At 68.3% G+C, this 18,911-nt stretch carries 23 protein-coding genes; 15 read left to right on the top strand and 8 right to left on the bottom strand.

Annotation, left to right across the window (positions count from 1 at the left end; genetic code table 11):
• Positions 1-3 precede the first annotated feature (3 nt).
• The gene (locus tag ACFVJ3_RS11145; protein WP_378452104.1) at positions 4-1,425 is read left to right on the top strand and encodes a neutral zinc metallopeptidase; all 1,422 of its coding nucleotides are present in this window, start codon (positions 4-6) and stop codon (positions 1,423-1,425) included.
• A 34-nt stretch (positions 1,426-1,459) separates the two neighbouring features.
• On the opposite strand, the gene ACFVJ3_RS11140 is transcribed toward ACFVJ3_RS11145, so the two are convergent.
• Positions 1,460-2,245, bottom strand: coding sequence for an IclR family transcriptional regulator (locus ACFVJ3_RS11140; RefSeq protein WP_378452103.1), 786 nt, complete (start codon positions 2,243-2,245; stop codon positions 1,460-1,462).
• Positions 2,246-2,296: 51 nt separating this feature from the next.
• On the opposite strand from ACFVJ3_RS11140, the gene ACFVJ3_RS11135 reads away from it, so the two are divergent.
• The 4 genes from ACFVJ3_RS11135 to ACFVJ3_RS11120 are packed head-to-tail and all read left to right on the top strand — an operon-like array spanning position 2,297 to position 6,451.
• On the top strand, positions 2,297-3,307 hold the full coding sequence (locus tag ACFVJ3_RS11135; protein ID WP_378452102.1) for a 2-dehydro-3-deoxygalactonokinase: 1,011 nt from the start codon (positions 2,297-2,299) through the stop codon (positions 3,305-3,307).
• Positions 3,304-3,930, top strand: coding sequence for a 2-dehydro-3-deoxy-6-phosphogalactonate aldolase (locus ACFVJ3_RS11130; protein ID WP_378452101.1), 627 nt, complete (start codon positions 3,304-3,306; stop codon positions 3,928-3,930). Before ACFVJ3_RS11135 ends, ACFVJ3_RS11130 begins: the two co-directional genes overlap by 4 nt.
• A 53-nt stretch (positions 3,931-3,983) precedes the next feature.
• Positions 3,984-5,132, top strand: coding sequence for a galactonate dehydratase (gene dgoD, locus ACFVJ3_RS11125; RefSeq protein WP_378452100.1), 1,149 nt, complete (start codon positions 3,984-3,986; stop codon positions 5,130-5,132).
• 5 nt (positions 5,133-5,137) lie between these two features.
• Positions 5,138-6,451, top strand: a complete 1,314-nt coding sequence (locus tag ACFVJ3_RS11120; RefSeq protein WP_378452099.1) for an MFS transporter — start codon at positions 5,138-5,140, stop codon at positions 6,449-6,451.
• A gap of 58 nt (positions 6,452-6,509) precedes the next feature.
• Here the strand turns inward: ACFVJ3_RS11120 and ACFVJ3_RS11115 are convergent, their stop codons facing one another.
• From ACFVJ3_RS11115 to ACFVJ3_RS11105, 3 genes are all read right to left on the bottom strand, one after another.
• Positions 6,510-7,430, bottom strand: a complete 921-nt coding sequence (locus ACFVJ3_RS11115) for a tetratricopeptide repeat protein (RefSeq protein ID WP_378452098.1) — start codon at positions 7,428-7,430, stop codon at positions 6,510-6,512.
• Positions 7,431-7,548: 118 nt separating this feature from the next.
• Complete coding sequence (locus ACFVJ3_RS11110; RefSeq protein WP_378452097.1) at positions 7,549-7,920, bottom strand: DUF3817 domain-containing protein; 372 nt, start codon at positions 7,918-7,920, stop codon at positions 7,549-7,551.
• Between the two features lie 64 nt (positions 7,921-7,984).
• Positions 7,985-9,178 carry an acetyl-CoA C-acetyltransferase gene (locus ACFVJ3_RS11105; protein WP_378452096.1) on the bottom strand — a complete coding sequence of 398 codons (1,194 nt, stop codon included), beginning with the start codon at positions 9,176-9,178 and terminating at the stop codon, positions 7,985-7,987.
• Positions 9,179-9,273: 95 nt separating this feature from the next.
• Between ACFVJ3_RS11105 and mce the strand changes: the two genes are divergently transcribed.
• Positions 9,274-9,747 carry a methylmalonyl-CoA epimerase gene (mce, locus tag ACFVJ3_RS11100; protein ID WP_378452095.1) on the top strand — a complete coding sequence of 158 codons (474 nt, stop codon included), beginning with the start codon at positions 9,274-9,276 and terminating at the stop codon, positions 9,745-9,747.
• Positions 9,748-9,815: 68 nt separating this feature from the next.
• A complete protein-coding gene (locus ACFVJ3_RS11095; protein WP_378452094.1) occupies positions 9,816-10,901 on the top strand; it encodes a hypothetical protein in 1,086 nt (361 codons plus the stop codon).
• Here ACFVJ3_RS11095 and ACFVJ3_RS11090 read toward each other — a convergent pair.
• Positions 10,898-11,224, bottom strand: a complete 327-nt coding sequence (locus ACFVJ3_RS11090) for an ATP/GTP-binding protein (RefSeq protein WP_378452093.1) — start codon at positions 11,222-11,224, stop codon at positions 10,898-10,900. The genes ACFVJ3_RS11095 and ACFVJ3_RS11090 overlap by 4 nt on opposite strands.
• A gap of 16 nt (positions 11,225-11,240) precedes the next feature.
• Entirely contained in the window at positions 11,241-11,915 is a 675-nt protein-coding gene (gene nucS / locus ACFVJ3_RS11085) for an endonuclease NucS (protein ID WP_378452092.1), read from the bottom strand.
• A 36-nt stretch (positions 11,916-11,951) separates the two neighbouring features.
• On the opposite strand from nucS, the gene ACFVJ3_RS11080 reads away from it, so the two are divergent.
• Positions 11,952-13,553 carry an adenylate/guanylate cyclase domain-containing protein gene (locus ACFVJ3_RS11080; protein WP_378452091.1) on the top strand — a complete coding sequence of 534 codons (1,602 nt, stop codon included), beginning with the start codon at positions 11,952-11,954 and terminating at the stop codon, positions 13,551-13,553.
• On the opposite strand, the gene ACFVJ3_RS11075 is transcribed toward ACFVJ3_RS11080, so the two are convergent.
• A complete protein-coding gene (locus ACFVJ3_RS11075; RefSeq protein WP_378452090.1) occupies positions 13,500-14,282 on the bottom strand; it encodes a TetR/AcrR family transcriptional regulator in 783 nt (260 codons plus the stop codon). The two genes, ACFVJ3_RS11080 and ACFVJ3_RS11075, sit on opposite strands and share 54 nt — an antisense overlap.
• Positions 14,283-14,711: 429 nt before the next feature.
• Between ACFVJ3_RS11075 and ACFVJ3_RS11070 the strand changes: the two genes are divergently transcribed.
• The 6 genes from ACFVJ3_RS11070 to ACFVJ3_RS11045 all read left to right on the top strand — a co-directional run bounded on the left by ACFVJ3_RS11070 (position 14,712) and on the right by ACFVJ3_RS11045 (position 16,648).
• On the top strand, positions 14,712-14,870 hold the full coding sequence (locus ACFVJ3_RS11070; RefSeq protein ID WP_378452089.1) for a hypothetical protein: 159 nt from the start codon (positions 14,712-14,714) through the stop codon (positions 14,868-14,870).
• A 9-nt stretch (positions 14,871-14,879) separates the two neighbouring features.
• Complete coding sequence (locus tag ACFVJ3_RS11065; protein ID WP_378452257.1) at positions 14,880-15,230, top strand: SNF2 helicase-associated domain-containing protein; 351 nt, start codon at positions 14,880-14,882, stop codon at positions 15,228-15,230.
• Positions 15,231-15,301: 71 nt separating this feature from the next.
• Positions 15,302-15,724, top strand: coding sequence for an SNF2-related protein (locus ACFVJ3_RS11060; RefSeq protein WP_378452088.1), 423 nt, complete (start codon positions 15,302-15,304; stop codon positions 15,722-15,724).
• Entirely contained in the window at positions 15,637-16,023 is a 387-nt protein-coding gene (locus ACFVJ3_RS11055) for a helicase-related protein (RefSeq protein ID WP_378452087.1), read from the top strand. Before ACFVJ3_RS11060 ends, ACFVJ3_RS11055 begins: the two co-directional genes overlap by 88 nt.
• An 80-nt stretch (positions 16,024-16,103) precedes the next feature.
• Positions 16,104-16,253 carry a hypothetical protein gene (locus ACFVJ3_RS11050; RefSeq protein WP_378452086.1) on the top strand — a complete coding sequence of 50 codons (150 nt, stop codon included), beginning with the start codon at positions 16,104-16,106 and terminating at the stop codon, positions 16,251-16,253.
• A gap of 8 nt (positions 16,254-16,261) precedes the next feature.
• The gene (locus ACFVJ3_RS11045) at positions 16,262-16,648 is read left to right on the top strand and encodes an SWIM zinc finger family protein (RefSeq protein WP_378452085.1); all 387 of its coding nucleotides are present in this window, start codon (positions 16,262-16,264) and stop codon (positions 16,646-16,648) included.
• On the opposite strand, the gene ACFVJ3_RS11040 is transcribed toward ACFVJ3_RS11045, so the two are convergent.
• Positions 16,614-16,988: a UBP-type zinc finger domain-containing protein gene (locus ACFVJ3_RS11040; protein ID WP_378452084.1), complete on the bottom strand. Its 375-nt coding sequence runs from the start codon at positions 16,986-16,988 to the stop codon at positions 16,614-16,616. The genes ACFVJ3_RS11045 and ACFVJ3_RS11040 overlap by 35 nt on opposite strands.
• A 140-nt stretch (positions 16,989-17,128) precedes the next feature.
• On the opposite strand from ACFVJ3_RS11040, the gene ACFVJ3_RS11035 reads away from it, so the two are divergent.
• Entirely contained in the window at positions 17,129-18,739 is a 1,611-nt protein-coding gene (locus ACFVJ3_RS11035; RefSeq protein WP_378452083.1) for a PucR family transcriptional regulator, read from the top strand.
• Positions 18,740-18,911 lie beyond the last annotated feature (172 nt).

Below are 18,911 nucleotides of genomic sequence, written 5' to 3'. Positions count from 1 at the left end.
AGCATGGGCGTTCTGGCCGTGGCCGCCGTCGTCCTGTCCGGGTGTGCGCGTTCGGTGGACGGCGAGGCCGCGTCCATTTACGACGATCCGTTCAAGGTGGCAGGCCTGGATGCCACGTCGGGTCCGAGCGGTGCCCGCAAGGGCGTGCCCGACGCCGACCTCCCCGTCACCGGCACCGACGGCGGTGAGGTCGACACTATGGTCGCCAACGCGGTGAGCGACATCGAGGACTACTGGCGGACGGAATTCCCGGCACTGTTCCAGCGCAAATTCGAGCCGGTCGAGGAACTGATCTCCTGGGATCCGCGCGAGTCCGGCGGCCCGCGCTTCTGTGGGGACGGCACCGAGGAAGTCCTCAACGCCGGCTACTGCAGCACCGACCACACGATCGGCTGGGACCGGGCGCTGCTGCTGCCCGAGGTCGTGGAGAAGTTCGGCGTTGTCGCCGCCGTCTTCGTTCTGGCACACGAGTACGGGCACGCCGTCCAGACGAAGGCGGGAATCGCCGACGAGAACGTGGGCGGCGGCATCGTGCGGGAACAGCAGGCCGACTGCTTCGCGGGGGCGTTCATGCGGTACATCGCGGAAGACAAGGCGTCCCACTTCATGCTGAACACGTCGGACGGGCTGAACAAGGTACTCGCGTCGGCGGTGGCCATCGGTGACACCGACCCGAATGATCCCGACAACGTGCACGGCTCGGCGTTCGAACGCGTCACCGCCACCCAGATCGGATTCACGGACGGTCCGGCAGCGTGCACGCGCATCGACGAGAAGGAGATCGACTCGCGTCGTGCGGATCTGCCGCAGCGGTTCGCCGACGAGAGCGACGACGGCGAACTCCCCGTCACCGAGGAGTCCCTCGAGGCGTTCTTCACGTCCTTCCAGCAGATCTTCGATCTCAGCGATCCCCCCACGCTGCAACTCGACGGTGCCGACCTCGACTGCGCAGACGCCGACGCGACCGAACCGGTGTCGTACTGCCCGGCCACCAACACGATCGGCGTCAGTGTCGACGCCCTCGCCGAACGCGGCACACCGGGACGCCCGGGCAGGCGTGAACTCTTCCAGACCAAGCTCACCGGCGACTACAACGCGTACGTCCTGCTCGCATCGCGGTACACCCTGGCGTTGCAGCGGGACCGGGGCAACGATCTGCACTCACCCCAGACCGCGCTGCGAGCCGCCTGCCTGTCCGGCGTCATCACCAGCGCGTTGAGCCCGGACAGTCCCGCCACACTGGAGGCGGGCAGCGTGTGGTTGTCCCCCGGCGACCTCGACGAGGCCGTGTCGGGGCTGCTCACCGACGGTCTCGCCGCCAGTGACGTCAACGGGGAGACCGTGCCGAGCGGATTCTCCCGGGTGGACGCCTTTCGCACCGGAGTGCTCGGCGGCGAGCAGGCCTGCGAGGGCCGGTACCGCTGACCGTCCCACCGCGTGACGTGGTCCGACCGCCGTCTCAGATCTCCCGGTAGCCGAGCGCCGCGGAGATCCGCCCGGCGGCCCGGCACACGACCGGCACGAGGCCGCGCATGCGCTCGTCGGGCATGTACGGGCTCGTGGCCGACACGCTGATCGCACCGACGATCGCGCACGACGCGTCCCGCACCGGCGCCGCCACGCAGCGGATTCCGGGTTCGTTGTCCTCGAGGTCCATCGCCGCGCCCCTTCGCGCGTAGTCCTGCATGCGCGCGCGGAAGTCCGCCAATCCGCGGGGGCTCGGTGGCCGCTGCCCCTGCGCGGCGTCGCTCTCGTACAGCACATCCCAGCGCTCGGCCGAGTCCAGCAGCAGAGCCTTCCCGACACCGGCGCGGGTCAGCGGCATGCGGTGACCGATACGCGAGCGCATCTCGGCACCCCGCGACCCCGGCAATTTGTCCAGATACAGCACGGAACCGCCGTCCTCGACCGCCAGGTGCACGGTGTCGTGGACGTGCGCCGACAGCTCCTCGAGGATCGGGCGCGCGACGACGGGCAGCGGGTTGCCGTGCAGCGCCTTGAAACCCAGTTCGATCAACGTCGGACCGAGGGTGTACCCCCGGCTTCCGCTCCGGACATAGCCCTCGTGGACCAGCAACTGGACGAGACGGTGCGCGGTGCTGCGCCCCAGCCCGGTGCTCTCGACGACCGCGCGGAGATCCTGCGCCCCGTCGGAGACGGCGCGGATGACCGCCAGCCCCCGGGCGAGGGTCTGCGTGCCGGGTGGAATGTCGTACGGAGGATTCGCCACACCCCACTGTCCCACATATAGGGACCATGTTCGTCATTATGGGATTCGCGTCCGATAGTGGTTCGCGTGATCCAGAACACCCCCGACCCCTCGACACCACGTCTGATCGCTCTCGACTGGGGCACGTCGTCACAGCGCGCCTGGCTCCTCGGCGACGGCGGCCGCATTCTGGACGTTCGCCGGCCGGACTTCGGATTGCTCGGCACCACCGGCGACGACCCCGCGTCGCGCACTCGTGACTACGAAGCCGCCTTCGACGAGGCCTGCGGCGACTGGATCGCGGCCGCCCCCGATATCCCGGCGATCGCCTGCGGCATGGTCGGCAGCGCCCAGGGTTGGCGTGAAGCCGGCTATCTGACCACGCCGACCGATCTCGCGATCGACGCCGACGACCTCACGACGGTCCCCCACCCACGCGGAGTGCTGCACCTCGTACCCGGCCTGCGCGTCGCCTCCGCCGCCGACGGCACCGTGGCCGGCGACGTCATGAGGGGCGAGGAGACGCAGATCATCGGGGCACTGGGCCTGCTCCCGCCGACCGACCGCCCACTGACGATCGTGCTTCCCGGAACACACAGCAAGTGGGCACGAGTCGAGAACCGCAAGATCGTCTCGTTCGCGACGTCGATGTCGGGCGAGTTGTACGGCCTGGTGACGCAGCACGGCATCCTCGGCCGCACCGCCACCGCCGCCGTGCGCGACGACGCCGCGTTCGAGCGGGGCCTCGCCACGGGAACGTCGACGCCGTCACGCGGGCTGCCCGCGGAGCTGTTCGGAGCACGAGCGCTCGTGCTCGACGGACTCCTCGATCCGGCGTCGCTTCCCGACTACGTCTCCGGCGTGATCATCGCGGACGAGATCCGGCATCTCCTGCCCCACTACGCCGACGGAAACCGAATCCTGTTGTGCGGAAACGCCGATCTCTGCAGACGCTACGCAGCCGGACTGCGCGTTCACGGCGTGGTCGCCGACATCGTCGCCGAGGAGGCCGCAGCACAGGGTTTGTGGCGCGTGGCGATCGATGCGGGGCTGGTCGACCCGGCGCCATCCACGAATCCCGAGAAGGAGTCCCTATGAGCACCACAGCCACTGCCACCACGACCGGACTGATCGCCATTCTGCGCGGCATCACCCCCGACGAGATCGTCGCCGTCGGTTCGGCCCTCGTCGACGCCGGGTTCACGGCGATCGAGGTCCCACTGAACTCGCCGCGACCGTTCGACTCGATCGAGCGGTTGGCGGCGGCCGTCGGCGACGTCTGCGTCGTCGGAGCCGGGACCGTACTGAGCGTCGGCGACGTGATCCGATCCGAAGCGGCCGGCTCCCGGATCATCGTCTCCCCCAACACCGACGTCGAGGTCATCGGCGCCGCCGTCGCCCGAAACCTGCACCCGTACCCGGGAGCGGCCACTCCCACCGAGGCGTTCCGTGCCGTCGGTGCGGGAGCGCGCAGCATCAAACTGTTTCCCTCCGACTCGGTCGGGCCAGCCGGGATGCAGGCGTGGCGGGCCGTCCTGCCGACGGAGGTCGAGTTGCTCCCCGTCGGCGGCGTCGATCGCACCAACCTCGCCGAGTGGGCCGCCGCAGGTGCGGGAGGCGCGGGACTCGGAACCTGCCTGTACCGGCCCGAGGACGGCGCCGACACCGTCCGCGACCGCGCCCTCACCTTGATGAACATCTGGTCGGCCGAAGCCGCCTGATCGACACCTACGACCACCGGGGCCACCACCACAGCCCCACACAGGAGGACTCCATGAAGATCAAGTCACTCACCACGTACGCCGTACCCCCCAGGTGGCTGTTCCTGCGAATCGAGACGGACGACGGCGTGGTCGGCTGGGGCGAACCGGTGCTCGAAGGCCGGGCCGCGTCCGTCGCCGCCGCAGTGGAGGAACTGTCCGACTATCTCGTCGGACAGGATCCGACGCAGATCGAAGACCTGTGGACGGTCATGTACCGGTCGGGGTTCTACCGCGGCGGCGGCATCCACATGAGCGCGCTGGCCGGCATCGACCAGGCCCTGTGGGACATCAAGGGCAAGGCCCTCGGCGTGCCGGCATACGAACTTCTCGGCGGCCGCGTCCGGGACCGGATCAAGGTCTATTCGTGGATCGGCGGCGACCGCCCCTCGGACACCGCGAAGGCGGCGCGCGAGGTGGTCGACCGGGGGTTCACCGCCGTGAAGATGAACGGCACGGAGGAAATGCAGTACCTGGACTCGTGGGACAAGGTGGACCAGTGCCTCGCCAACGTCGCCGCGGTACGGGATGCAGTGGGTCCGAACATCGGCATCGGCGTCGATTTCCACGGCCGAGTGCACAAACCCATGGCCAAGGTGCTGCTGAAGGAACTCGAACCGTTCCGGCTGATGTTCGTGGAGGAACCGGTCCTCTCCGAGCACGTCGACGGTTTCGTCGACGTGCTGCGACAGTCGCCGATCCCGATCGCACTGGGTGAGAGATTGTTCTCCCGTTGGGATTTCAAAACCGTCCTGGCGTCCGGAGCTGTGGACATCATCCAGCCCGACCCGTCGCACTGCGGCGGCATCACCGAGGCGCGGAAGATCGCGCACATGGCCGAGGCGTACGACGTGGCACTCGCTCTGCACTGCCCCCTCGGGCCGATCGCCCTGGCCACGTGCCTGCAGATCGACGCGGGCTGTTACAACGCGACGATCCAGGAACAGAGCCTCGGCATCCACTACAACACGTCGAACGATCTTCTCGACTATCTCGTCGACCCGGCCGTGTTCACCTACGCGGACGGTCAGGTCCGAATCCCCACCGGTCCGGGGCTGGGCATCGAGGTGAACGAGGAGTACGTCATCGAACGGGCCGCCGAAGGACATCGCTGGCGAAACCCGGTCTGGCGCCACAGCGACGGATCCTTTGCGGAGTGGTGAGGGCAATGGTGCAGACCCAGAAGATCGGCAAGTCCACGCCGGTCGCCGCGCAGGCGTCGAAGGCGCGCGTTCTCATCGCGGTAATGCTGTTCGTGACCGTCGTCATCAACTACATGGACCGCGCAAACCTGTCGATCGCGATGCCCGCGATCGCGGACGAAATGGATCTCTCCAAGGCGCAGCAGGGACTGCTGCTGTCGGCGTTCGGCTGGACGTATGCGGCGCTGCAGATTCCCGGCGGATGGCTCGTCGACCGGATTCCCCCGAGACTGCTCTACCCCGCCTGCCTCATCCTGTGGTCGGTCGCGACCGCGTTCATGGGGGTCATCGGCGGCTTCGTGGCACTCATCGCGTTGCGCCTGCTCGTCGGCGTGTTCGAGGCGCCCGCGTATCCGATCAACAACCGGGTCGCGACGGCCTGGTACCCCGAGCGCGAACGTGCGACGGTGATCGGCTTCTACACGTCCGGACAGTTCATCGGATTGGCCCTGCTCACTCCCTTCCTCTCCTGGCTGCAGTCCGTGCTGTCCTGGCACTGGGTCTTCATCGTGACCGGAGCGGTCGGGGCGCTCTGGGGTGCCGTGTGGTACGCGTTCTACCGCGAGCCACGCGACTCGCGGGCGAACGACGCCGAGATCGACCTGATCCGCGACGGCGGCGGACTCGTCGACCTCGTGGACGAGCAGCAACCCGAACGTCCGGCCGTGACCCGGAACGATGTCGCCACCGTTCTCGGCCGGCGCAAGCTGTGGGGAATCTATCTGGGGCAGTTCTGTCTCACGTCGACGCTGTGGTTCTTCCTCACCTGGTTCCCCACCTACCTCGTCGAGTACCGGGACATGGACTACATCAAGTCCGGATTTCTCGCCTCGCTGCCGTTCGTCGCGGCGCTCGTCGGCGTGCTGTTCTCCGGAGTGTTCTCCGATTTCCTGCTGCGCAAGGGAGTGTCTCTCGGAGTCGCGCGCAAGGGTCCCATCATCGTGGGACTGTTGCTGACCGTCGCGATGATCGGCGCCAACTTCACCGACTCGACCGCGATGGTGATCGTGTTCCTGTCCATCGCGTTCTTCGGCAACGGACTCGCGTCGATCACGTGGTCGCTGGTCTCGGCACTCGCACCGGAACGACTGCTCGGGCTCACCGGTGGAATGTTCAACTTCATCGGCAACCTGTCGTCGATCGCGACACCCATCGTGATCGGGTTGCTCGTCACCGACGACAGCTTTGCGCCGGGATTCGTCTACATGACCGTGGTGACCGCGGTCGGGATCGCGTCCTACGTCCTCCTGGTCGGACGGGTGGAGCGCGTTCGGAGCTGACCGACCCGCCGGCGGGGTGACCGGGGTGAGTGCCCACAGCACTCACCCCGGTTCCTCGTCAGTACAGCGCGGCGGCGAGTTTCCGGCGCGCGGTCATGACGACCGGCTCGGCCGGGTCGAACAGTTCGAACAGTTCCAGCAGACGAGTCCGTACCCGCGTCTTGTCGTCGCCGGCGCTGCGGGCGACGACACCGATGAGGCGGGCGAATGCCGCGTCCGAGGCCTGGGAGTAGAGCTCGACGTCCGCGGCCTGCAGCTGGGCGTCGATGTCGTTCGGGGCGGCATCCGCCGCGGCGACGGCACCGGGATCGGCGGACTGGACGCGGGCGAGGAAACGCACCTGACGGATCGCGCCCTGCGCCTCGGCGTTGGCCGGTTCCTCGTCGAGGATCTTCTGGAACTCGGCTTCGGCTGCCGACAGGTCGCCTTCGTCGAGCGCGGCCTCGGCGGCGACGAAACGCGGGTCCTCCGGCTCGGGCTCGTCCTCGTTGCCGTCACCGGCCGGCGGTCCGGACAGCTTTCCGGCAGTTGCCTGCTGGACGGCGGCGAGCCACTGACGCAGTTGCGGTTCGGGCTGCGCACCCTGGAAGTCGGCGAGCGGCTGTCCGCCGGCGATGGCGACCACGGTCGGGACGGACTGGACGCCGAAGGCCTGCGCGATGCGCGGGTTGGCGTCGACGTCGACCTTGGCGAGCACCCAGGTGCCGCCTGCCTCGTGTGCCAGCTTCTCGAGCAGGGGTGAGAGTTGTTTGCACGGCTCGCACCAGGTGGCCCACAGGTCGACGACGACCGGGACCTGCTGGGACCGGACGAGCACGTCCGCCTCGAACGTCGCCTCGGTGACGTCGATGACGGATGCGAGTCCGGTGCCGCCGGGGTCGGCCGGAGCGACGGCACCGTCCCCGGAGGGTGCGGGTGCCGGCGGGGGCGGAGCGGCCGCACGCTCCTTGAGGGCGGAGAGATCGACTGCTCCGCTCATGGCTGCGGCCACTGCTGAGGAACGCGCTGACGGACGAGAACCTGGTCGAGTCACGTCCACCAGTTTGTCACGATTTGAGCGCGCACCGGAATGCGGGCCGTGCCTACCGCGGTGCGGATCAGACGAGCAACGGTTCGCTCTTCGCTGCGCTCGACCGGGACAGTTCGCCCATCCGGCCGGTGCGGGCCGCCCAGACCTCGAACACGACGGTGCCGAACGGCGGGACGCTGGCGACGAGCGCCCAGAAGGTGGTGACCAGATTCCAGCTCAGCTTGCGCGCGGTCCACAGCGAGATGAGCAGGTACAGGACGAAGACACCGCCGTGGATGGGCCCGAAGATCTTCACGCCGATCTCGTTGCCGTCGGCAGGCAGGTACTTGAAGGCCATGCCGATGAGGAGGCCGAGCCAGGTGAATGCCTCCAGAATTGCGACAAATCGGAAGCGCTTGGCCGTGGTGCTGAGATCGAAGACGTTCGCCATGCCGACCATTGTGCCCGACCATCTACGACAGTCCGTAGTGGTGTGAGATACACCACCGCGGACTGTCGTCCTGTCAGGCCTTGGGGACGCGCACGATCAGGGCGTCCCCCTGACCGCCACCACCGCACAGTGCCGCGGCGCCCACACCCCCACCACGACGACGCAACTCCAACGCCAGATGCAACGCGATCCGCGCCCCGGACATCCCCAGCGGATGCCCCATCGCGATCGCCCCGCCGTTGACGTTCACGATCTCCGGATCCAGCCCCAGCTCCCGCGTCGACGCGATCCCCACCGCCGCGAAGGCCTCGTTGATCTCCACCAGATCCAGATCCTTCGGCTCGATCCCCTCCTTGGCGCAGGCCTTCGCGATGGCCCGCGCCGGCTGCGACTGCAACGTCGAGTCCGGACCCGCCACCACCCCGTGCGCGCCGATCTCCGCGATCCACGACAACCCGAGTTCCTGCGCCTTCGCCTTGCTCATCACCACGACAGCGGCCGCGCCGTCGGAGATCTGCGACGCCGACCCGGCGGTGACCGTGCCGTGCTTGCTGAACGCCGGCCGCAGCCTGGCCAGCGATTCCACCGTCGTATCGCCGCGCACGCCCTCGTCGGAGCCGACCAGCACCGGATCGCCCTTGCGCTGCGGCACCGGCACCGGAACCACCTCGTCGTCGAACACCCCGTCCTTCCAGGCCCGCGCCGCCTTCTGATGCGACGCCGCCGCGAATGTGTCCTGCTCCTCGCGGCCGATCCGCTGCCCGTCCTCCGCGTTCTTCGCCTCCGTCAGACTCCCCATCGCCTGGTCGGTGAAGATGTCGTACAACCCGTCGAAGGCCATGTGATCGCGCATCGTGACGTCGCCGTACTTGAAACCCTCCCGCGACGTCTCCAGCAGGTGCGGGGCCCGCGACATCGACTCCTGACCCCCGGCGACCACGACGTCGAACTCGCCGGCCCGGATCAGCTGATCCGCCAATGCGATCGCGTCGATCCCCGACAGACACACCTTGTTGATGGTCAACGCCGGCACATCCATCCCGATGCCCGCGGCCACCGCGGCCTGCCGCGCCGGGATCTGCCCCGTTCCCGCCGTGAGCACCTGACCCATGATCACGTACTCGACCTGCTCGGGAGCGACGCCCGCCTTCTCCAACGCACCCCGAATCGCCACCCCACCCAGATCCGAACCCGACACATCCTTCAACGAACCCAGCAACCGGCCCATCGGGGTCCGGGCTCCGGCGACGATCACAGAACTGGTCACGATTTCCTCCGCGTGAGACGAGTTGGGCAGGTGCGGGGCGACGGAAGTCACATCCCGACGAGAACTACCGAAACGGTAGCGCTAACGTCGGGACCATGACACAGTCCTCCCCCACCCAGACCACGTCGCCGCTGTCCTCGGACCTGGTGACCGCCATCGACCACGTCGGCATCGCCGTTCCCGACCTCGACGCCGCCATCGCGTGGTACTCCGAACACCTCGGCATGGTGTCGACACACGAAGAGGTGAACGAGGAGCAGGGCGTGCGCGAAGCGATGCTGAGCGTCGTCGGCTCTCCCGAGGGCAGCACCGCGCTGCAGCTTCTCGCACCGTTGAACGAGAGCTCGACCATCGCCAAGTTCATCGATCGCAGCGGCCCCGGTCTCCAGCAGCTCGCGTACCGCGTCACGGACATCGACGCCATCTCCGCTCAGTTGCGCGAGCGCGGTGTGCGGCTGCTGTACGACGCACCCCGCCGCGGAACCGCCGACTCGCGCATCAACTTCGTCCACCCGAAGGATGCAGGCGGAGTTCTCGTCGAGCTCGTCGAGCCGTCGGCGACCCACTAGAGCTGTGGCCGGCCGCCGGGTACCAGGCGCAGAGACAAGTTCTACTTTGCCCAGGTAGATTGGCGGCCATGGTAAACGAGCAGGACCGTGGTTCGATCCCCCTTCCCTTTTCCACCGTGCGCAAGGGATTCGACCGGGACGAGGTACGTAACTACTTCGAGCGATTCGACGCGGAGCTCCGCGTCACTGCCGCCGACCGCGACGCCGCGGCGGCGCAGGCGCGGGATCTCGCCAAGCAGCTCGACGATGCGCGGGACGAGATCGACGATCTCCGCAAGGATGTCGACCGCCTGTCCGTTCCGCCGACCACCGCGGAGGGAATGAGCGACCGCATCTCGCGCATGCTCCGGCTCGCGTCGGACGAGGCGTCCGAGGTGCGCGCGAAGGCCGAGGCCGACGCCGCCGAGATGATCTCCGTCGCCGAGCAGGAGGGCGCGCAGCTTCGCGGCCAGTACGAGTCGCTGGTCGCGGAACTCGAAGACCGCCGCAGTGCTCTCGAAATTCAGCACGAGCAGACGATGGCGAAGGCCCGCACGGAGGCGGCGAAGATCGTCGAGGCCGCTCAGTCCGAGCGCGACCGCCTGGCCGCCGAGGCCGAACTGCGTCGGTCGCAGGTGCAGGAAGACTTCGACCTCGCGATGTCCGAGCGCCGCCAGAAGACGATCACGGCCGTCAACGAACTCGAGTCCACCAGCAAGGCCGAGGCGCATCGTCGTCTCGCGGATGCCACGCACGAGGCGGAGCGCAGGTTGCAGGCGGCCACCGACCAGTCGGAGCGCAAGATCGCCCACGCCAAGGAGCTCGCGGAAGAACTTCGTGTGCTACGCGGCCGGATCCTGGCGCAGCTCTTGGGAATTCGGGGGCAGCTCGATTCTGTTCCGGCGATGTTGGCGTCGGTCAACCGGGAGAGCGAACTCCTGGACGCGCAGCCCGACACCGCGGCGTCGAACTCGCAGAAGCGCTCGGACGAGAACACCAACAGCAAGTCGGCTCCGGGCGGTGCCGCGGACCGGAAGACCGCGCAGAACGAGTCCGGAAAGAACTCCGCGGACGAGACGGACAACTCGGACGAGGACACTGCGGTGCTGTCCACCGTCGAGAAGAACCCGGCGAACCGGCCGGCGAATCAGCGGACCGTGAAGACGGGAAGCTAGGACCACCTGCGCGTGAGGCCCCGAGTGCTGCGTCCCGACCAGCACCCGGTGTGCCAGTGCCGCCGGTCCTCGGCTCCGCCGTATTCGGCCGGCCAGGTGACGAGGTGGGCGACGCCCGGCCGGATGTCGTGATCGCAGCCGGGGCACCGGTAGGACTTGGTCGCCCGGGCCCCGGGGATCGTGCGGACGACGAAGCTCTCGTCCGCGTAGCCAGCGGGCCCGGATTCCTGCCGCATCATCGCACTGCCGAACAGCGACCCCTCGGAGTTGTCCGGGGGCGCACTGCGGCGTGTGTTCTTCCGCTGGGGTTTGCGACGGGGCACGGGTTCAGCCTAGGCCTCAGAAGAGCCGGAACTCGGTGCTCTCGGTGCCGCGCAGCGCTTCGTAGTCGAGCACCAGGCACCGGATCCCGCGGTCGGTGGCAAGGGTTTTGGCCTGCGGCTTGATCTGCTGGGCGGCGAAGACACCGCTCACCGGCGCCAGCAGCGGATCCCGGTTGAGCAGTTCGAGGTACCGCGTGAGCTGCTCGACACCGTCGATGTCTCCGCGGCGCTTGATCTCCACGGCGACGGAAGCCCCGTCGGCGTTCCGGCACAGCAGGTCGACGGGACCGATGGCCGTCATGTACTCGCGCCGGACGAGCGTGTAGCCGCTGCCGAGCGTTTCGACGTGTTCGGCGAGCAACTCCTGAAGGTGTGCCTCGACACCGTCCTTGATGAGCCCCGGATCGACACCGAGTTCGTGACTGGAGTCGTGCTCGATTTCCTCGAGGGTGATCCGCAGTTCCTCACCGGCCTTGTTGGTCACCACCCACAGCGCTTCGGCGTCTTCCACGGAGTCTTCGACGAGCCAGCAGGGCGGGCTCATCCAGTTCAGCGGCTTGTAGGCGCGGTCGTCGGCGTGGATGCTCACGGAACCGTCGGCCTTGATCAACAACAGGCGACGAGCGGTGGGCAGATGTGCCGTCAAACGGCCTACGTAATCGACTCGGCATCTGGCAATCACTAGGCGCACCCGCCCACCCTAAGGGATCGCGCCGACTAGTCTCGAATGACCATGCGCAGCCCCCGCCGATCCGTCGCCCCGATGGGGTCGTGGTTGCTCGGATCGCCGGACGAGAGTCCCCGCCGGCGCCGTATCCGCGTCCAGCTGCTGCTGACCGCCCCCCTGGTATTTACCAACCTGGTCGGCGCGGTGATCACTTGCCTGCTCGTCAGTGTCGTCGTCCCCGGCCCGAGTGTGTGGTCGAGCGAGTTCACGATCGCCAATTTCGTCGCGGTGCCCGTGTTCGTGCTGTGCGCGGTCCTGGTCGGTGTGACCTGGGGCACCAAGCGACTGGTGTCGGATCTCCGGTGGGCGACGGAGGACGACGCGCCCACCGACCACGACCGGTCGGCGGCGTTCCGCGCACCGTGGCGTCTGACACGTGTTCAGGCGGCGTTGTGGGGCATCGGGCTGGTCTTCTTCACGACGCTGTACGGCATCATCGATCCCCAGACCATTCCGAAGGTCGCGTTCACGATCGCCTTGGCCGGGATCACGGTATCCGCGTTCTGTTACCTGCTGACGGAGTTCGCGCTCCGCCCCATCGCCGCCCGGGCACTGGGATCGGACGGACCGCGACCCCGCCGAACCCTCGGCATCACCGGCCGCACCGCACTGGCGTGGATCCTCGGGACGGGTGTTCCCGTGCTCGGTCTGATGCTCATCGCGATCTTCAGTTTCATCCGGCCCGCGAGCCCGACCAGCCTCGCGGTATCGATCCTTGCACTGGGTGGTGTGATCCTGCTCTTCGGCCTGCTGCTGGTCGTGATCAGTGTGCGCGCCACCGAGGCGCCGATCCGCTCGGTGTCGCTGGGCATGGCGAAGGTGGCGGAGGGCGATCTCGACGCCGAGGTCGTCGTGTACGACGGCACCGAACTCGGCGCGCTGCAGACCGGGTTCAACCGGATGGCCGCGGGACTCCGCGAACGTGAGCGGATCCGCGACCTGTTCGGGCGCCACGTCGGGCAGGAAGTGGCGTCCCAGGCCCTCCGGCACAACTCCGAACTCGGCGGGGAGGAACGTGACGTAGCGGTCCTGTTCGTCGACATCATCGGGTCCACCACGATCGCGGCCACCCGGTCGCCCGCGGAGGTCGTGGACCTGCTCAACCGGTTCTTCAACGTGGTCGTCGACGAGGTCGATCGGCGAGACGGGTTCGTCAACAAGTTCGAAGGTGACGCCGCGCTGGCCATCTTCGGGGCACCCGTGGCGCTCGACGACCATGCAGGTGCCGCGCTCTCCGCTGCTCGGGCCCTCCGCGAACGGCTCACCGCCGAGGTACCGGAGTGCGACGCGGGGATCGGAGTGGCGGCGGGTCGCGCCGTGGCCGGAAACATCGGCGCCCACGAACGTTTCGAGTACACGGTGATCGGCGATCCGGTCAACGAGGCGGCGCGGTTGTCCGAGCTCGCCAAGAACGTGTCCGGACACGTCGTCGCGTCCGAGCGTGCGATCGACGCGGCAGCCGATGACGAACGCACGCGGTGGCAACTCACCGACACCGTCACCCTGCGCGGCCGCGTCGAGCCGACCACGCTGGCCGTTCCCGCCGAGCTACTCCCCGCCGGTTCCGCCGTCGACGATGAGGGCGCCGACTCCGTCGAGTAGCCGGGCGAGCCCGAATTCGAAGGCGTGGGCGGGCGCGTACGCGGCGTCGTGGTGTTCCCCCGCCGAGGCCCCCACCCGGGCCGCCAGCGGGAACCGGTCGGGGTCGAAGACCTTCTCGAAGTGCGGAGCGACGCGCTGCCACCATTCACTGTCCGCCTCCCCCTGGGCGGCGAGCGCGGCCGCGTCCACCGCGGCCCGCGCGGCGCCCGCGACGAAACTGTCGAGGAGCGTGACGACGGAGTCCATGTCGAGGTCCGACAGTCCCAGCCCCTCGACCGCGCGCAATTCCCGCTCGTACTTGGCCATCCCGCCGGGCCCCAGAACCGGCCGGCTCAGTGCGACGACGCCGAGCATCCACCGGTGGGCGCACAGCAGTTGGAAGTAGTCGTGAGCGGCTGCCGCGAGTCGCTCCCGCCACCCCACATCGGTATCCTCGGCCGGCTCGAGTGTGGACAGCGCGCGATCGAGCATCACCTCCACCAGTTCCGTCTTCCCGGGGACGTGCGTGTACAGCGACATCGCCCCGGCGCCGAGCTCGGCTGCCAGCCGGCGCATCGAGACGGCGTCCAGCCCTTCCGCATCCGCGACGGAGACGGCGGCCTCGACGATCCGGTCGAGCGTCAGGCCCGGCTTCCCGTTGCGGGGGCGCGAGATCGGCGTGCTGCCACCACCCCACAGCAGCTCCATGGTGCGGGCGGGGTCGCCCTCCGGTGTCGCGCTTCTACCCATGCCGAGATCTTCCCACGGCGCCCGGGAACAATTCCGTCCGCCGCCTCATTGACGTACGGCGTACCGTAAACCAGGCGAAAGGCGCAGTAGTGACAGCGGAGCCCATCCTCGCCACCCGTGCGGCCACCTTCGCCCCCTCCGATCCCCTCGCGACTCCGCCTGGCGTTCTGGCGCGACTCGCCGGACGGACCGCCGCCGCCGTCGACACGATCCCGCGGCTCGAATCGCCGGCCGACGCCGGGCCCTACCTGGACTGGAACGCCGAGACGTCCCCCGAACTCCGGGCGTGGACAGGCGCCCTGGCACCCGACGCGATCGCGTTGTCGTTGCGGATCGACCCCGTCGATCCCGGCGCGGTCGACCTCTCGGACAGCGAGTTCGACGCCACGGTCCAGGTGCACGGTCTCGCCCGGCCCGGGGTGGTGTGCGATGCCGTCGACCTCTGGCCGGCATCCGACGCTCGCCGAGCCCGCGTTCGCCTCCGACCCGCGGAACGCGGTGCTCGACGCCCTCCGCCGCGCGGCCCAGGACTGGGCTCCGCTCGAAGACCTGCTGCGAGCCGAGGCGCCGCACCGCATCCGACTCTAGGACGACGACCTGGCTTCCCTCACCGGGGACGCAGGCCGTCGGCTGCGCCAACGAGGAGTCGAGATCCATTGGCCGCGCAAGCTGGTGGCGCGTACCTCGACCCGCATGATCCTCGGCGAGCCCGGGTCCGGCGAGGGGGCAGCCGCTTTCGGTGGCGACCGCGCCTTCGACTTCGACTGGCGTGTCGCGGTGGGCGACGACGTGCTGACGCGGGAAGAGATGGAAGAACTCGTGTCGGCGGAGCGCGCCGTCGTGAAACTCCGCAACCGATACGTCTTGGCGGATTCGGCGTTGATACGAAAGACGCTGCAGCGGCGGACCGGAACGATGACGTCCATCGAGGCCCTGCGGTCTCGCTGACCGGCCGGGCCCGGCGCGGGGAGGAGGTCGCCGGACTCACGTCACGGGGCCTGGGCGCCTGTCTCGACGACATGGGTCTGGGAAAGACGTTGACCCTCATCGCGGTTCACCTGCACCGCCAGCAGGCACCCGTAACGGCAGGACCCACCTTGGTGGTCTGTCCCGCGTCGCTGCTCGGGAATTGGCGATGGGAGATCGAGCGCTTCGCACCGGGCACCGGTGTCCTCGTCCACCACGGTCCGAAGCGGCGTCCTCCCGGTGAGACGGTCGCGGGCGGCAGCGACGAGGCGCAACACCTGAAGAACCGCGCGGCGTCCGTCACCCGCGCCCTGCGCACGATCACTCCAGAGCTTCCGCCGAAGACCAGATCGACCTGGACGCCACGCTCACCCCCGAACAGGCGGGAATGTACGAGGCCCTCGTCCGCGAGGCCATGGAGCAGATCGAGAGGAGCGACGGCATCGGGCGGCGCGGCAGCATCGTGTCAATGCTGACCGGTCTCGAGCAGATCCGCAATCACCCCGCCCCGTACCTCGGCCAGGAGCACTCCGCGCTCGCCGGTCGTTCCCGCAAGATCGGCCTGCTCGACGAGCTGATCGACACCAACCTGTCGGAGGGCGGGCGTTCGCTCGTGTTCACCCACTTCACCACGATGGGACGGCTGCTGCTGCGGCACCTGACGGCGCGCGGGGTGGGCTGCGAATTCCTGCACGGGGGCACTTCCGTCGCCGCCCGGGAGAAGCTGGTCGAACGCTTCCAGAACGGCGACATGCCGACGCCTTCACCGAACTGACCCGCGGACTGGTCGGGCCGCTCACGTTCGCGGCCGGGCTTGTCTCCGCGGACGTGCACACGGACGAGGAGAGACTGCACGTGCGGATCCGGGTGGACCAGCTGGACGAGCGCCAGTGGCGCGAGGTGCTCGCGACACTCGCGTCCCGGAGCGGTCACGTCGCCCAGTTGTCGAGTGGGACGCTTCCCCGCGAACTCGACGACGACTCGCTGCCGTCGACGTGTCCCTAGTACCGTCGATGTTCGATGCCGATGCGACGTGCACCTGCGAGGAGTGGGATGTGCCTTGCCGCCACGCTGCCGCGGTGCTGTATCAGGCAGCGTGGGTGCTCGACGACGACCCGCTGCTCTTCTTCCTCCTGCGCGGACGGGTGGGGCAGGAGGTTCTCCGACTCAGGCACGGCGCGCACGAGGAGTCGTCCCAGTTCTCCTTCGACGCTTCGTACACCCCGGTGTCGGCGTCGGATGCCTACGCCGCAGTTCCCGGACCGCTTCCGACGCCGCCGCGCCCCGGCGGAACCCCGGTACGCCCAGGCTGGCCGGCCGACGCTCCCCCCGAGGTTCGGGCGGACGCCGTCTGTTCTGCGATCGTCACTGCGATTTCGCGATACGGAGACCGTGCCTGACGTCGTCGGACGGTCCGGGCACCAGGCTCGGTGCGACCACCCGGGCCCCGGTCGCCGGATACGGCGTGCAGATCTGGGCGTCGTGCACGAAGCACCAGCGCCAGTTGTCCCCCGGGTGGAGGGACTGGACGATCGGATGACCGCTGCGTTCGGCGTGGTGTCGCGCGTGCCGCATCGGTGATCCGTCATTGCATCCGACATAGCCGCACGTCAGGCACAACATCAGGTGCTCCCAGCGGGTACCGAGTGCAAGACAGCCCTCGCACCCGTCCGACGTGTGCGCGACGACATCGCGAATCATGTTCAGATCGGGATCGTGCCAATTATTGGATTGGGTCATAGTGCCACCCCTCAGTAACCAAGGTTGGCGGCTGATCCGTCTCTCCACATGGTCACGGCGGAACGAAAGAATCCCCCGAAATCCGGCCTCAATGGACAGCGTCCCGGTTTCGACGGCGCAAAACGGGGTAGTTCCAAGCCATGGATCTGGAAGCAGCCCCAGACCCGAGGGTGGATCACATGCCGCGGGCGACGAACCTGTCCGCGGTCGTGGCCGTCACCGCGCACATGCACGACTGCGGGAATCGGGACGAGATCCTGGCCCTGCTGGTCGAAGCCCTCCCCGAACTCGGTCCCTTCACAGTGGAACCCGTGTCGGCTCTGACGGGCGAACGCCACGACGACGACGTCTGGCGACACCGCGTGCTGCTCGACGATTCGTGGTCGAGGCCGGTGTCGCTCACCCTGCGGGCCGACTACCCGCCGACCCCGGTGCAGGCCACCCTGCTCGAGTTGTTGATTCAGCACACGGGGTCGGCCCTGCGCGCCGCATCGCTCCGCTCCCGGGCGGCCACACAGGAACGTCAGTTACGCGAGGCCGCGGACGGGATCACCGCGCTCGACGCAAGGGCCGTGCGACTCGAGGAGGAAGCGAAGATCCACAACACGTTCGGGCGCCTCGCCGCGACCGGCGCCGACGAGACCGCCATCGCCGAGACACTCCACCAGGTGACCGGACTCGCCGTCGGGATCGAAGACGCCTTCGGCAATCTCCGCGTCTGGTCCGGCCCGGACAAGGCCCCGCGGTACCGCAAGACCGGCGGCGGGAACCGAGTCGACGTCCTGCGCCGTGCCGCGATGGAAGGGCGCCCGCTGCGGCACGACAACCGGATCGTGCAGATAGTCCGGCCCGGCCAGACACTTCTCGGCGTCCTGTATCTGTCGGACCCGGAACATCGGGCCACCGACCTCGACACGGTCGCCCTCGAATACGCCACGACGATGCTCGCCGTCGACATGTCGCACCGCAGAGCGCTCGCCGAGACGGAGGCGCGACTGAGCCGCGACCTCGGCGCCGACCTGCTCGCCGGCACGGACGACGACAGCGCCTATTCGCGGGCCGACGCACTCGGCTACGACCTGCACACCCCGCAACGCGTTCTGGTGGTCCACTGGGGGCCGGACACACCCGTCGAGTCCGTCACGGAGGCCTTCCGGCGCCACCTGACGTCCACCGACTCGTCGGCCCTTCTCGTCCAGAGCAACGAGCACCGAACCGGGGTCCTCGCCGCCGTCATGGACGCAAAGACAGACGTGAACATCATCTTCACGGCATTGGAGAAGTCGCTCGGCCCCGCGGTCGGAGTGATCGGCGTCGGATCCGAATGCACCTCCCCCAGCGGCCTACCCGACTCGTACATCCACGCAATACGGGCGCTCGAGATCAGAAAGCAGTCGCTGTCGCCCCGCGGTGTGGCGCTGTTCGACGAACTCGGCGTCTACCGCATCCTCGACTCGCACAGCAGCACCGGAGACGTCGAGGCGTTCGTGCAGGAATGGCTCGGCCCACTGCTCGACTACGACCGGGAACACCGCAGCACGATGACGGCCACACTGGCCCAATACCTCGAATGCGGCGGGAAATACGACGAGACCGCGCAGGCGCTCAGGATCCACCGCAGCACCCTGCGATACCGGATGTCTCGCATTCACGAACTCACCGGGCGTGATCTCCGTAGCGTTGACACACGCCTGAATCTTCATCTCGCGTCCCGCGCGCTACAAGTCCTGGCCGGCGGTGCGCCGGGGTGAAAGGGTGTGCGGGGCACCGGTTGTGGTCGGTGAAGGGTGTCCGGGAATGCCGAAAGCCCCCCAACAAGGTTGGGGGGCTTTCGGTAACGGATGTTCGGCGGTGTCCTACTCTCCCACACCCTGTCGGGTGCAGTACCATCGGCGCTGGAGGGCTTAGCTTCCGGGTTCGGAA

The sequence above is a fragment of the Rhodococcus sp. NPDC127593 genome (assembly GCF_042671975.1).
Taxonomy (GTDB): Bacteria; Actinomycetota; Actinomycetes; order Mycobacteriales; family Mycobacteriaceae; genus Rhodococcus_F.
This window is presented reverse-complemented; position numbering and strand designations above follow the sequence as displayed.

Excerpts from the sequence above, each read along its gene's own strand:
- ACFVJ3_RS11145 (WP_378452104.1), top strand. The coding sequence starts at position 4 with ATGGGCGTTCTGGCCGTGGCCGCCGTCGTCCTGTCCGGGTGTGCGCGT.
- ACFVJ3_RS11130 (WP_378452101.1), top strand. The coding sequence starts at position 3,304 with ATGAGCACCACAGCCACTGCCACCACGACCGGACTGATCGCCATTCTG.
- dgoD (WP_378452100.1), top strand. The coding sequence starts at position 3,984 with ATGAAGATCAAGTCACTCACCACGTACGCCGTACCCCCCAGGTGGCTG.
- ACFVJ3_RS11120 (WP_378452099.1), top strand. The coding sequence starts at position 5,138 with ATGGTGCAGACCCAGAAGATCGGCAAGTCCACGCCGGTCGCCGCGCAG.
- ACFVJ3_RS11115 (WP_378452098.1), bottom strand. The coding sequence starts at position 7,430 with ATGAGCGGAGCAGTCGATCTCTCCGCCCTCAAGGAGCGTGCGGCCGCT.
- ACFVJ3_RS11110 (WP_378452097.1), bottom strand. The coding sequence starts at position 7,920 with ATGGTCGGCATGGCGAACGTCTTCGATCTCAGCACCACGGCCAAGCGC.
- mce (WP_378452095.1), top strand. The coding sequence starts at position 9,274 with ATGACACAGTCCTCCCCCACCCAGACCACGTCGCCGCTGTCCTCGGAC.
- ACFVJ3_RS11095 (WP_378452094.1), top strand. The coding sequence starts at position 9,816 with ATGGTAAACGAGCAGGACCGTGGTTCGATCCCCCTTCCCTTTTCCACC.
- ACFVJ3_RS11080 (WP_378452091.1), top strand. The coding sequence starts at position 11,952 with ATGACCATGCGCAGCCCCCGCCGATCCGTCGCCCCGATGGGGTCGTGG.
- ACFVJ3_RS11075 (WP_378452090.1), bottom strand. The coding sequence starts at position 14,282 with ATGGGTAGAAGCGCGACACCGGAGGGCGACCCCGCCCGCACCATGGAG.
- ACFVJ3_RS11070 (WP_378452089.1), top strand. The coding sequence starts at position 14,712 with ATGCCGTCGACCTCTGGCCGGCATCCGACGCTCGCCGAGCCCGCGTTC.
- ACFVJ3_RS11060 (WP_378452088.1), top strand. The coding sequence starts at position 15,302 with ATGGGTCTGGGAAAGACGTTGACCCTCATCGCGGTTCACCTGCACCGC.
- ACFVJ3_RS11055 (WP_378452087.1), top strand. The coding sequence starts at position 15,637 with ATGTACGAGGCCCTCGTCCGCGAGGCCATGGAGCAGATCGAGAGGAGC.
- ACFVJ3_RS11045 (WP_378452085.1), top strand. The coding sequence starts at position 16,262 with ATGTTCGATGCCGATGCGACGTGCACCTGCGAGGAGTGGGATGTGCCT.
- ACFVJ3_RS11040 (WP_378452084.1), bottom strand. The coding sequence starts at position 16,988 with ATGACCCAATCCAATAATTGGCACGATCCCGATCTGAACATGATTCGC.
- ACFVJ3_RS11035 (WP_378452083.1), top strand. The coding sequence starts at position 17,129 with ATGGATCTGGAAGCAGCCCCAGACCCGAGGGTGGATCACATGCCGCGG.